The 13136-nt window shown below is 30.3% G+C and carries 12 protein-coding genes; 8 read left to right on the top strand and 4 right to left on the bottom strand.

What is annotated here, in order from left to right; genetic code table 11:
* The first annotated feature begins 2 nt into the window (after positions 1-2).
* From MPF19_RS07650 to MPF19_RS07630, 5 genes are all read left to right on the top strand, one after another.
* Positions 3-1139, top strand: coding sequence for an FAD-dependent monooxygenase (locus MPF19_RS07650; RefSeq protein ID WP_203393920.1), 1137 nt, complete (start codon positions 3-5; stop codon positions 1137-1139).
* 3 nt (positions 1140-1142) lie between these two features.
* Positions 1143-1361, top strand: coding sequence for a DUF6500 family protein (locus tag MPF19_RS07645; protein ID WP_249987567.1), 219 nt, complete (start codon positions 1143-1145; stop codon positions 1359-1361).
* A gap of 104 nt (positions 1362-1465) precedes the next feature.
* The gene (locus tag MPF19_RS07640; protein ID WP_249987565.1) at positions 1466-2242 is read left to right on the top strand and encodes an SDR family oxidoreductase; all 777 of its coding nucleotides are present in this window, start codon (positions 1466-1468) and stop codon (positions 2240-2242) included.
* 148 nt (positions 2243-2390) lie between these two features.
* A complete protein-coding gene (locus tag MPF19_RS07635) occupies positions 2391-2924 on the top strand; it encodes a 3-hydroxyanthranilate 3,4-dioxygenase (RefSeq protein WP_249987563.1) in 534 nt (177 codons plus the stop codon).
* A 140-nt stretch (positions 2925-3064) separates the two neighbouring features.
* Positions 3065-4150, top strand: coding sequence for an amidohydrolase family protein (locus MPF19_RS07630; protein WP_249987561.1), 1086 nt, complete (start codon positions 3065-3067; stop codon positions 4148-4150).
* A gap of 69 nt (positions 4151-4219) precedes the next feature.
* On the opposite strand, the gene MPF19_RS07625 is transcribed toward MPF19_RS07630, so the two are convergent.
* From MPF19_RS07625 to MPF19_RS07615, 3 genes are all read right to left on the bottom strand, one after another.
* The gene (locus tag MPF19_RS07625) at positions 4220-4843 is read right to left on the bottom strand and encodes a hypothetical protein (protein WP_249987559.1); all 624 of its coding nucleotides are present in this window, start codon (positions 4841-4843) and stop codon (positions 4220-4222) included.
* A gap of 24 nt (positions 4844-4867) precedes the next feature.
* Positions 4868-5287: a DUF2141 domain-containing protein gene (locus tag MPF19_RS07620; protein WP_249987557.1), complete on the bottom strand. Its 420-nt coding sequence runs from the start codon at positions 5285-5287 to the stop codon at positions 4868-4870.
* A 399-nt stretch (positions 5288-5686) separates the two neighbouring features.
* Positions 5687-6580, bottom strand: a complete 894-nt coding sequence (locus MPF19_RS07615) for a PKD domain-containing protein (protein ID WP_249987555.1) — start codon at positions 6578-6580, stop codon at positions 5687-5689.
* Between the two features lie 142 nt (positions 6581-6722).
* Here MPF19_RS07615 and MPF19_RS07610 point away from each other — a divergent pair, with 142 nt between their 5' ends.
* The 3 genes from MPF19_RS07610 to MPF19_RS07600 are packed head-to-tail and all read left to right on the top strand — an operon-like array spanning position 6723 to position 10721.
* Entirely contained in the window at positions 6723-7232 is a 510-nt protein-coding gene (locus tag MPF19_RS07610) for an RNA polymerase sigma factor (protein WP_249987553.1), read from the top strand.
* A 1-nt stretch (position 7233) separates the two neighbouring features.
* Positions 7234-8166 (top strand): FecR family protein, encoded by a 933-nt coding sequence (locus MPF19_RS07605; RefSeq protein ID WP_249987551.1) that lies wholly within the window; start codon positions 7234-7236, stop codon positions 8164-8166.
* Between the two features lie 5 nt (positions 8167-8171).
* On the top strand, positions 8172-10721 hold the full coding sequence (locus tag MPF19_RS07600; protein ID WP_249987550.1) for a TonB-dependent receptor: 2550 nt from the start codon (positions 8172-8174) through the stop codon (positions 10719-10721).
* Positions 10722-10732: 11 nt separating this feature from the next.
* Here the strand turns inward: MPF19_RS07600 and MPF19_RS07595 are convergent, their stop codons facing one another.
* Positions 10733-12889 (bottom strand): TonB-dependent receptor, encoded by a 2157-nt coding sequence (locus tag MPF19_RS07595; RefSeq protein ID WP_249987548.1) that lies wholly within the window; start codon positions 12887-12889, stop codon positions 10733-10735.
* Positions 12890-13136 lie beyond the last annotated feature (247 nt).

Genomic DNA, 13136 nt, shown 5'->3' with positions numbered 1-13136 from the left:
GTATGAAATATACAATCATTGGCGCAGGAATTGGTGGATTGACGACAGCATTGGCTTTTGAACAAAAAGGAATCGAATACCAAATTTTTGAAAAAGCACCTGTTTTAAATGAAGTCGGCGCCGGAATTTGGTTAGCGCCAAATGCATTGCAAGTTTTAGAAAGTTTAGGTGTTTTAGAAGACGTAATTGCTAACGGCAATTTTATTGATAGAATTACCATTGGCAAACAAGATTTATCACCAATTTCAGATAGTAATCAAGATTTTATAAAAGATATTTTTGGCTATACAACCGTTGCAATTCATAGAGCAGCGCTTCAAAAATTGTTATTTGATAAAATTCCGAAAGAGAAAATATTTTTAAACAAAGGTTTTGAATCTTTTAAAGAAATAGCAGCTAATAAAATAGAAGTTACATTTAATGATGCTTCTAAAACAACAACAGATTTTTTAATTGCTGCAGATGGTATCAACTCTAAAGTCAGACAACAGTTATTTCCAGAAAGTAGCAAAAGATATTCTGGGCAAACTTGTTGGCGAGGAATTACAAATAGGGTGTTAGAAGACGATTTATTACACAGAGGATTTGAACTTTGGGGAAATAAAATTAGATTCGGAATATCGAAAGTTTCAAAAGATAAAACCTATTGGTTTGCAGTTGTTTTGGCAAAAGAAAATGAGGAAGTAGAGGTTAATTTGGTAAAAGAGAAGTTGCTAAAAATGTTTTCTGATTTTGATCCTTTAATAACTGACTTAATTGCTGCAACAGAAATCTATCAAATTATAAAAAGTGATATTCACGATTTAAACCCACTTAAAAAATGGCATAAAAATAATATTTGTTTAATTGGAGATGCTGGTCATGCTACAACTCCAAATATGGGACAAGGAGGAGCACAAGCTATTGAAGATGCCTATTATTTAAGTAATTTAATAGCTGAAAATAAAGACAAAAATGTTTTTGAGTTGTTTCAACAGAAAAGACAAAAGAAAGTGAATTTGGTTGTTAATCAATCTTGGATGACCGGTAAAATGGCACATTGGAAATATGGTCAAAGTTTTCGGAATTTTATCTTAAAAAATGTTCCTAAAAGTATTATAAATAAGAAAATGATAGCATTATATCAATTAGAAAAATAAAATATGAATAAAGAAATAAAAGAAAAAATAATTGAAGTTTGTGATGAAAAAATAGCTAAAAAAGGAACTAGTGTTGGTTTGTCTTTTTACGCATTTTTCAAAAATAAAAATGACAATCCGGTTTTGTTAATGGAAGTCGCAAAATGGTGGATTGAAACTCATAAATTAGATCATTTTGAAAAAGCCGTGAAGATTAAACAAATGGTTTTAGATCATAAATAAGAATCAAGAACAAAGAATCAAGGAGAAAGAGACAAGAGACAAATTGCATAGATTGTAAAATGATATAATTTTCGACTGCGCTCGACTAGACATAAACATAAAATATGAATTTAGGATTACAAAACAAAAACGCTTTAGTTTGTGGAAGCACACAAGGAATAGGAAAAGCAACTGCGTTTTTATTAGCGGAGGAAGGAGTAAATGTGACGTTAATTGCTAGAAATGAAGAAAAGTTAAAAGTGGTTTTAGCAGAATTACCCAATAATAATCAGTGTCATAGTTATTTAGTGGCAGATTTTTCTAAGCCACAAGAGTTACAGAAAGTTATAGAAACTACAGATTTAAAATTTCATATTCTAGTAAATAATACTGGTGGACCAAAAAGTGGCGCTTTAATTTCTGCAACTTCATCAGATTTAATAAATGCGTTTCAAATGCATGTTATTTGTAATCAGATATTGGTACAAGCTTTGGTTCCGTTTATGAAAAAAGAAAAATTTGGTAGAATTATTAATGTCATTTCTACGTCTGTAAAAGAGCCAATTCCTGGTTTAGGAGTTTCTAATACGATTAGAAATGCGGTTGGTAATTGGGCAAAAACATTGTCTACAGAATTAGCAGCGTTTCAAATAACAGTAAATAACGTGTTGCCTGGTTTTACAGATACGGCTCGTTTAGATTTAATTATTAAGATCAAAGCAAAAATTGAGCATACTACAGAAACTGAAATGGAGCAAATTATGAAGAGTTACGTGCCAGTAAAACGCTTTGCAAAACCAGAAGAAACTGCTGCTGCAATTGCTTTTTTAGCTAGTGAACAAGCAAGTTATATTAATGGAATTAACCTTCCGGTTGATGGAGGAAGAACGAAAAGTTTATAAAGCCCACCTCAATCCTCCCAAAGGGAGGAAGTTTAGTGCGGGAAAAGAATTATATTAGTAGAGTAAAATATATTATTAACAGCAAATTTCAAATTTCACCCAGTTTGGAGTTCCTTCCCTTTGGGAAGGTTAGGATGGGCTTCTTCATATGAGAAATTTAGTACAGCCTTTAAATTTTAAAAAGTGGATTGATGAACATCGTCATTTACTAAAACCACCCGTTGGTAACAAGCAAGTTTGGGATAATGGTGAGTATATTGTTATGGTTGTTGGTGGGCCAAATAATAGAAAAGATTATCATTATAATGAAACTCCGGAGTTTTTCTATCAGGTTGAAGGTGATATGATTTTAAAAATCATTGATGACAAAGGCGAACAAATTGATGTAGAAATTAATGAAGGTGATATTTATTTGTTGCCCGCAAAAGTACCACATTCGCCGCAAAGAAAAGAAAATACGGTTGGTTTGGTAATTGAATATCCGCGAAGCAAAAAGATGATAGATGCTTTGCAATGGTATTGTGAAAACTGTGGAAACTTGTTGTATAGAAAGAAATTTAAGCTAAAAAATATAGAAGTTGACTTGCCAATAATTTTTGATAAATTTTATTCTGACATAAATAAATGTACGTGTGATAATTGTGGAACGGTAATGGAAGCTCCGAAAAAAGTTGGCAGTTAATCAGTTGTGGTAAGCAGTAAAAACAAATAGGTCGTCATTGCGAGGAACGAAGCAATCTCATTCTCAAAAATGAGATTGCCACAGAAAGTAAAAAAACTTTCTTCGCAATGACACCGTAACACTGAAATTAATTCAGAAAGATGGAAAAAAGAAAACTTCGCATAAACGGACATTCGCATTTATTACCTTATCCAGAAGAAATTCCTGATTTTATGAAGGAAAAAGAAATTTTTTGGGTAGATGATGAGCGTAAACACATGTTGCAGAAAGGATGGAAACGTCCTGTAACAGATTCTAGTTTTTTTTTAGATGAGAAATTATTATGGATGGAGAAAAACAAGTTAGATCATGCGGTTGTTCTAAATCTTTCTCAATTATACGGTAATGGTTTGCGCTTAGAGGAAATGAAGAAAGCATTGCGTTTTCAGAATGATTTTAATGCAAAAGTGCAGCGCGAACATCTATCTAAATTTACCTGTGGCTTTGTGGTGCATCCTGGTTTTATTTATGGTGCTTTAGATGAAATAAAACGCTGTGTAGAAGAATTAGGTTTAAAAGTTTTGTGTTTACCAACCCATTTTATGGATTCTATTGGGCAATGGCGTTGTGTGTTTGATGAAGAAAATGATCGAATTTTTGAATTGGCAGATAAATATAAGTTGGCCATAGAAATTCATCCGTATGACGGAGATAAAATGATAAAATTAGAGAATATCAATTGGCGTTTTCACTTAATTTGGATGTTGGCACAATGCGGAGATGCCTATCATTTTTATACCTTAAACGGAATGCAAGAACGTTTTAAAAATATTAGAACGTGTTTTGCACATGGTGGTCAATTAGCACAAATGAATTTAGGTAGAAGGATTCAGGGTTTTGATGGTAGACCCGATTTGTTTGAAGGTAAAACGCATCCTAGAAAGGCCGTAGGACATAAAAATATCTTTTTTGATACGTTGGTGCACGATACGGATTCTTTAAAACTAATGTTTAAAAGGCAAGGCACAAGTCAGGTTTTAATGGGTTTAGACGATCCGTATCCGTTAGGAGAAATGGAAAGTGATGCACAGTCTTCTTATCCGGGTAAAATTTTAGATTTAGCAATACGTGAGAATATTATTACAGAAACAGAAAAAGGACAAATTTGGGAAGATAATGTGTTGCAATGGTTGTTTGGTGATGATGAGGTTGCGAAGCAAGAATTAGTAAGAAAGATACTCTCTTAATAAGTTGGCAGTTAACAGTTGCAGTATTCAGTCCATGATTAACTGAAAACTGCGACTGAAAACTTAATACTATTTTTCACATTGTTTTAAAACATTTTCAGCTCTCTCTAACATAAACTTTGGGTAGAATTCAATATCAATTTCCTCTTTTTTGCCAAGCTCAATGGCACGTTTAATTTCTGCACAATATGGTTTTGTAGATTTTCCGAAGAAACGAGCAGACCCCATATTCCATTCTGCATTACCTAAAATAACTCTTGGGTTGTTGGGTGCAATTAGTAATGCTTTTGCATATAATTGATTCGTTTCTCCAGATAGCGTCATTCCGTATTTTTGTCCATCAAAAGCAATATAACCTAGGTTTAATAGTGCTTGGGTAATTATAATTTCTGGATTATTTTCTGAATTTGATTTGGCGACATCTAAAAATTCTTGAGCCTTTGTTAATTTCGCTTTTAAAACAGTTTCATCTTTTAAACCAAAGCTACTTAAAATCTCTACCGTTGCGGCATAATACGCGGGCATCCATTTTTTTGGTTCAGCCTTAGAGATTCTTTCAAATAAATGAGAAGCTTCCGTCATGTTTCCTTTTTGCCAGAATCCGAATGCTTTTTGCATTCCTTTTTGATATTTTGTTTGCGCAGAAATCCCTGTCGCAATGAAAATTGCGATGATTAAAATAGATTTTTTCATCTTAAAAAGTTTTAGGTAATTGGGTTATATTTTAATTTCAATTGTTTTGTTTGCTGTTAATTGAAATTTAGCATCATCGTATTTTGGAGGTCCCATAAAGCCTCTCGCGTTGTTTGAGCAACCATAGTCTTCTTTAGGAATTTTAAACATGTTCGTGTCCATTTTTTTGTTATCATTTTCATCATGAACAAAGGAAACGGCATATTCACCTTTTGGTAAATCTTTAAAAATGACTATAGATTTTTTATCTTTAATATTTGCAGTATCTGCTTTAAATTGTTTTTTTAAGAAATGGTCTTTCTTGTTGTATAGACCAACTAATAAAGTGCCTTTATCAGAATTTAAACCAGAAATATTGATTGTTAAATCAGCCGTTTTTTCTTGTGCGTTTGTAGTTGAAATGCCACTAAAAACGATGGCTAATATTAAAAGTAATTTTTTCATGATTGTTTTTCTTTTTTATTGATGATTCAAATATCTGATGTTTCTACTTGAAATACACAAGAATAATACCGAATTGTTGTTTTTTGTTTCTGAAATGTAAAAAATACTTGTTTTTTTATAAATAACAAAAAAAAAGGCTGTCTAAAAAGAAATAAATCTTGTCATGCTGAACTTGTTTCAGTATCTTAATTTACTGAATATCAAATTTCAAAAGAATCTGAAATAAATTCAAATTGACAAAAATTCACTTTTTAGACAACCTTTTTTAGAAGATGTATTTAAAGTTAATGACTCATTGCAAAAGAAGCAGCTTTCCCTATTTCTTTTAATTCTTTTAATATTAATTTACCTATTTTTTTTAGATCGATTTTTTTAGTAGTAGCAGTAGTAGTTTTCATTTTAGTTGTTTTTATAAAAGGTTATATTATCTATTGCAGTTTGTGCGTTGGTGTTTCTAATTACAAGTTTATAAGTGCCTTTTGCTAAGCTTATATTTTCATTATATAAACTCCAACCTTTTGGGTTTGTAGTAGGAGTAAAAGTCATAATTGGTTCTGATGTATAGTTTAAATCATTTTCAAAAATGAGAATTTCTAAATTATAATCTCCCCATTTAGAAAAATCTCCAGGTTTATAATATTGAAATTGAATTCCTAATTTACCATTAGAGAAATCTTCTGTAAAGGTTATTTCTTTTTGAATAGCAGAAGTAAAATAACCTAGACAAGTACCCATATTTGTTGCTACAAAGTTAGAGTTGTTGCCTTCATAAGAATAAGTAAGCCAATCTGTAAAATCTTCTTTTTTACCCATGTATACGGTACCACAGTGGTTTGTTTCTTCGGTAACGTTTCTTAATTCTTTTCCAGCAGTGTAATTTCCAAAAATACTTGTTGTAAAGCCTTCGTTAGAATTTTCAAAATCTAAATTGTAAAGTACTTTAGCATCACTTACACTAAAAGAGATAGATTCTTCGGATGATTGGTTGTTATTATTACTTACAGTTAAAGTGAAGCTATAGTTACCTACTTCTAAGTTTGTAATCGTAATGTCTTTTTTATCGCTTTCAAAATCTGCAGAACCACCAGCAGTTTTTTCCCATAGAATAGTTTGTGTCTGATTACCAGTATCTGAAATTGTAGCATTTATTTCTACGCTATTCTTTGGTAAGAAAACCGTTTCTACAACATCAATGGCAATAATAGGAGCGTTAAGAGATCCGTTTTCTTCTTCTGTATTTGTGCAGGAATAGGTTAAGAATACACAGAGTGCTAATAATGTTAGTTTTTTCATGATAATAAATAATTTTAGAATTGTTATTTGTAACTACTTTTGTTGACTTTAGTATTAAACGTTTTACTTTCAAAAAACCCTCCTTTTTATTTTTTGTAGGGTTTTATCAAGTTGAAACGTTTTATAAATAAGAATATATACTATGAAAGAATTGAAGTCTGTTTGTGATTCTAAAATTTTTGAAATACTCTATAACAAATATGCAGATGATGTTTATGGGTTTATGTTTTATAAATGTGGCAATAAAAATTTGGCAGAAGATTTTGTACAAGAATCTTTTGTAACTATGTGGTCTAACTGTAAAAAGGTACTTTTTGATAAAGCAAAAGCCTATTTATTTATGGTGGCTAATAATTTATTTATAAGTGATTATAGACATCAAAAAGTAGTTTTAGAACATCAGAAAATAGTACCGAATGCTGTTACTGCAGAAACGCCTGAGTATGTGTTAGAAGAGCAAGAGTTTTTAAAAAAATTACAAACGGTTATTGGTAATTTATCAGAAAAACAAAGAGAAGTATTTTTGATGAATAGAATCGATAAAAAGAAATACAAAGAAATTGCTGAGGAATTAGACATTTCTGTAAAAACAGTAGAAAAAAGAATGAGTGCAGCTTTAAAAGAAATAAGAACGTATATAAAAGGAATTTAATATGGAAGCTATAGAAAAGTCTGAAACATTATTAGCCAAATGGGTTTCTGGAGAAATGACAGAGGAAGAACTTAGTGCGTTTAAAAAATCTGAAGATTATCAATTATTCGTTAAAATTACAGAAGAAGCCGCATTGTTTAAAAAACCAAAATTTAATAAAGAAGAAGTTTTCTCAAAAATAGTCAGTGAAATTACAGAAAACAAAAAAGCGGTTTCTGTAGATAAACCTAAAAAAGTAAAAATCTTTACCTTAAAAAAAATAATGAGTGTTGCAGCTACTTTGTTATTGCTGATTAGTACTTTCTATTTTTTAAATTTTAATACAGATGTAAATACAGGTTTCGGAGAAAGAAGAACCATTATTTTACCAGATAATTCTACCGTTATTTTAAATGCAAAATCTAGTTTATCTTATAATAAGAAGAATTGGAAACAAGATAGAACGCTAGAGTTAGAAGGGGAAGCTTATTTTAAAGTAGCAAAAGGAAGCAAGTTTCAGGTAAAAACTACCGAAGGAATTATTAGTGTTTTAGGGACTCAATTTACCGTTTTTGAAGAAGAAGATTTCTTAAGTGTTACATGTTTTGAAGGAAAAGTAAAAGTAGAAAGAAAGGATGTTGTAATTATATTGACTAAGGGAAAAACGTTTTCACAATATAAAGATGCTGTTCCGTTAAAACTGGGTACTAAGAAAGTGAATCCAGATTGGTTAAAACAAGAAAGTTCTTTTGTGAGTGCGCCATTGTTGGTTGTTTTAAAATCGATAGAAAAACAGTATAATATTAAAATGATAAATTTAGAATTAAAAAAGGACCAACTTTATACAGGTAGCTTTGTGCATACTAATTTAGAACAAGCTTTAGAAGCTGTTTTATTACCGATGAATATAAGTTATACCGTTTCTGATGATAAAAAAATCGTTACTTTAAAATAGAAATTTTGCAAAAACGAACCTTACTTTTCTTTTTAATTTTATCCTTAAATATTTTTTCTCAAGAGGATAAACAAAAAGAGATTTCTTTAAAAAACATATTAACAACTATTGAAACAAAGTTTGATATAAAGTTTGCCTATGCAAATCATTTAATAAAAGGGAAGAGTATTGTATTTAATTTTGATCATAAGAAGTTAGCAGAAATAATAGTAGAATTAAAAAAAACGATTCATTTAGATATTAAGGAACTAAGTAAAAATAGATTTCTAATTGTGTTACCTCCAAAGAAGATTACTATTTGTGGAGAATTACAAAATGAGAACAACATTGCAGAGAAACTAAGAGGAGCTTCTATAAAAATAAAAGGAACTAATATTGGGGTACTTTCAAATAACGAAGGGGAATTTAGTTTTAAAAATATAGAAACTTCTTCTGTTTTAGAAGTCTCTTTTATTGGTTTTAAAACGAAATATATTAGTGCTCGTAATTTTCTTTTTGAAGACTGCATATTAATACCCATGCTTGAAGAGTCTACTTCTCTAGACGAGGTAATTATTACAAACTATTTAACAAATTCAATTTCTAAAACAATCGATGGAGCAATTGTATTTAGACCTAAAAACCAAAATGTACTTCCAGGGCTTACAGAACCAGATATTTTACAAAGTGTACAACAATTACCGGGTATTTTAAATGTTGATGAAACTGCTTCTGGTTTGCATGTTCGTGGCGGAACACCAGATCAAAATTTAATACTTTTCGATGGAATTAAATTGTTTAATACCGGTCATTTCTTCGGTGCTATTTCTGCATTAAATCCATATATAATCGATAAAGTTACAGTGTACAGAACAGCTTCTAATAGTAAATACGGTAATCATATTGCAGGAGTTGTAGATGTAGAAACATCGTCGGACATTGCAACTAAAATGTCTGGTTCTGCTGGTTTTAATTTTACGCATGTAGACGCAAATATTAAAGTGCCGATTAATGAAAAGGTAAGTGCAATTGTTTCTGTAAGAAGGTCTATTTCAGATATTGTGAGAACGCCTACAATAGATAAATTGTCTAACAAAGCTTTTCAACATTCTTCAGTAACAGAAGACGCTAAAGATGCCAAAGACTTTAATGTTATTAGCGATAATAATTTTAAGTTTATAGATTACAATTTAAAAATAAATTACAAACCAACAGCAAATGATTTTTTATCTATAAGTCAAATAGGTATTTTAAATAATTTCGATTATAATTTTTTAAACTTAGATTTAAAAGAAGATAGATCGGATGATTTAAGATTAAACAACCTTGGTTATAGTGCAACCTGGAAAAGAAAATGGACAGATAAACTTTCTCAAAATTTTAATGTAAATTACTCTCAATACAATTTAAACTATAATAATCAAAAAGTTTCTAATGATGAAGAATATGCTAAAATAGAAAAGAGAAATGATGTTGCTAATTTTGAAGTGAAACTAGATTTTTTACAAACAATAGGTAAGTTTCAACAAATGAAATATGGATATCAATACGGATATCAGGATATTTCTTACTTTTTGGAAAGAGAAAATAGCAACCAGTTTTATGGAACTAAATTAACATTAGATACCAATAGTAATAATATTCACACCCTGTTTAGTGAGTATTCGTATAGTTTTAAGAAAAAGTATGTATTAAAAGCAGGTGTTCGTGGTAACTATTTTAGTTCTATTGATAGATATACTATAGAGCCTAGAATTTTTATGCAAATAAAAGTTTTACCTAAATTTTGGATGAATAGTTCTTTTGAAGTTAAACAACAAAATACTAGTAAATTATTAGAATTTGATACCATAGATTTTGGTTTAGAAAACCAACTTTGGGCTTTGTCTAACAATAAAGAAATCCCTTTGTTAGAGAGTAATCAGTTTACTTTTGGTGCTTTGTATTCTGCAAATAATTTTACAGTTGATGTAGATTTATATAGACGAAAAATAAAAGGATTAACAACTTTAACAACGGGTTTTGATAGTTTTATTCAAGAAATTTATACAGGAGAAGCTATTACTCTTGGTTTAGATTTACTGATAAAAAAAACATGGCATAACTTTGATACTTGGGTAAGTTATAATACTGGTAGTTCTAACTTTACTTTTAGTGATCTTAATGGAGGAAAAGAGTTTAGTGGTAATTTTGATGTTTCTCAGTCTTTTTATTGGTCGAATAATTTTAAATATAAAAGCTTTACTTTCTCTACAGGCTTTAGTTACAGGGTTGGTATTCCTTTTTCTTCTGTAGAAGGACGAAATGATAATTTTGAAATTCTTAGAAAAGGAATTAATGATGATCGATTACCAAATTACCATCGATTAGATTTTTCTAGTACGTATGATTTTAAGTTGAATAAAAAGGTGAAAGCTAAAGTTGGTTTATCGCTATTAAATATTTACAATCAGGAGAATATTCTTAAAAGAGAATACGAAAATAAAATAACACCAGATAATAATGCTGTTTTAGTAAAAAATGATACAAAATCTCAAGGTTTTACTCCGAATTTCTTTTTTAGAGTTTCATTTTAAAAACCTTTTGTTTACAAATTATCTAACTGATTTGTCTTTTTATTATCGCTAATTGTCCAGAAGAAACCTACAAAAAAGAAGCTATCTGCATTTGGTATAACTGCTTGTCTCTCGAAATTTCCATTCGGTTCTGCGGTGTTTTTATAGTTGTAACCAAATACATTCTGAGTACCTAAAACATTGTTTACAGAGAAATATAAAATCTTTTGTTGATCTATTAAATATGCCCAATTTAAACTTAATGAATTGTAGTTTTTAGTCTGATTTTTTAAAAAACCAGTTTCATTTGGGTTGGTATAATTTCTGCCAGAAGCAAAATTATAGCTAAAACCAATTTGACTTTTCCAATCAGCTATCCAATGTTTTGCAACTAAAGATAAATTATGTTCAGAAGCAAAACTAGGTCTTGCAGCTGTTGGGTAATTTCTATAATCTCTTTCGGTGTCTAAATAAGAATAAGAAACCCAATAATCGGTATTTTTTATTTTACCATCTTGTCTCCAGAAAATATCAAATCCTTTTGCATAACCATTTCCGTTATTGTTAAAGTTACTTGTAAATATTGGTCGGTTGTCATCATATTTTACCAGATCTTTGTACTCTTTTAAATAGGCTTCAATTCTAAAAATTTGCCCTTGTTTTGTATGTTGATAATTGGCAATTAGATGAGAGGTGTTTTCGGCTTTAAAATCTTGACTAAATTTTAAATATTCGTTTTTGGGATTCTGATAAAACTGACCGTAAGCCAAGGAAAATTGCGCGTTTTTATTCACTTTATAGGCAATAGAGGTTCTTGGAGAAATGGTAGATTCATTTAATAACTCAGAATGTTCTGCACGGACTCCTATTTTTGTAGCCAAATTTTTAGAGAAGAAAATATCAGTTTCTACAAACGAAGCAAAGATGTTATTTTGAAATCCATATTCTATTTCATTGCTATTATTAGCGGTGTAAGCTTCTTTGAAATCGGTCATAAAATATTCTGATCCAAAACTTACTTTAAATCGGTTAGAAAACTGTTTTTTAAGCTTCACTTTAAAGTGCATGGAGTTTTCATTGTCTGTTACTAAATCGTCAATAATTTTAAGGTTAGAATGATCGTTGGTGAAACTAAACCCCGTTTCTATTCTCCAATTATCGCCAAATTTGTTCTTGTAGGAAGTATTAAAGTAGAGGTTTCTATTTTTCAGTCCGAAACGAAATCCATCCACAAAATTAATATCATCTTGTATAACATCAAAATCAGTATAACTAAATGCGCTGTACAGTTTTAATAAAGATTCATTCTTAAATTTATGTCGGTATACCATTTCTCCACTTAAAGATTGTACCGGTTTTTTCCATGCATTTCTATCCGGAAAAGCTTCTTGATAAGGTGCTAAATTAATGTAAGAAGTATTTACACTAAATGAATTATTTCCCCAAATTTGAGTATTTCCAACACCTAAACCTAACGTCATAAAAGACAAATCTGTTTTTTCTTCCACAGGTTCATCAATGGTATTTAATTGTAAAACACTTGATAAAGCTTGTCCGTATTCTGCCGAATAACCACCCGTAGAAAAAGAGATTCCTTTAAATAAGAAAGGAGAAAAGCGTCCACGAGTTGGAATGTTATTTGCACTTGGTGCATAAGGCGTAAAAACACGAATTCCATCAACAAAAATCTGAGTTTCTTCTGCTTCACCACCACGCACAAATAATCGTCCATCTTCATCTACGGTAGAAGTTCCAGGAAGTGTCTGGAAAGCGCCCATAACGTCACCCAAAGCACTTGCTGTGGTAACAATATCTAAGGGTTTAAGAACTGTAATTTTTGCTTTTTCTCCTGCTTCAAATGTACCTGCATTGATAACAACTGCGTCTAAAGAATTTACATCATCTCTTAATTTAATTTTTAAATTTTTGAGTGATGAAACATCCGCCGTTTTTATAAAAGGTTCAAAAGAAATAAAAGAGATGATTAGCGTTTGTGTTCCTTTTTCATCGGTTTTGAAAGAGAATTCTCCCTTTTCGTTGGTTGAAGTTCCGTCATACGTTCCATCTAAATAGACATTCGCTCCATTGATAGGATTGTTTTTAGAGTCCGTTACTTTTCCGGAGATGGTGGTTTGTGCAATGATTGAAAATTGACAGCTTAATAATATTAAAAGTAGAATATGTTTCATCTTGGTTGGTTTGGTGCTACAAAGATGTGGTGTTGTTCATGTTGAAAATAAAAACAAATACCGAGTTGTAATTTTTAAATGATGAATTGTAAAGTTTTTATAAAATAAGGCCAACTATTTTTAATTTTCGAAATAAATGCTTTTTAAATGTGATAAATACCTTTTTTCAGAAATTTTAGAAAGCCTTTTAATCTTGTCAGATCTATGTTGTTTTAGTTTGTTGAAAATGAACATTCCATCTTAGGAT

This window comes from Polaribacter sp. Z014, from assembly GCF_023555435.1.
Taxonomy (GTDB): Bacteria; Bacteroidota; Bacteroidia; order Flavobacteriales; family Flavobacteriaceae; genus Polaribacter.
Note: the sequence above shows the minus strand (reverse complement) of the source record. Positions and strands in the feature narration are given on the sequence as shown.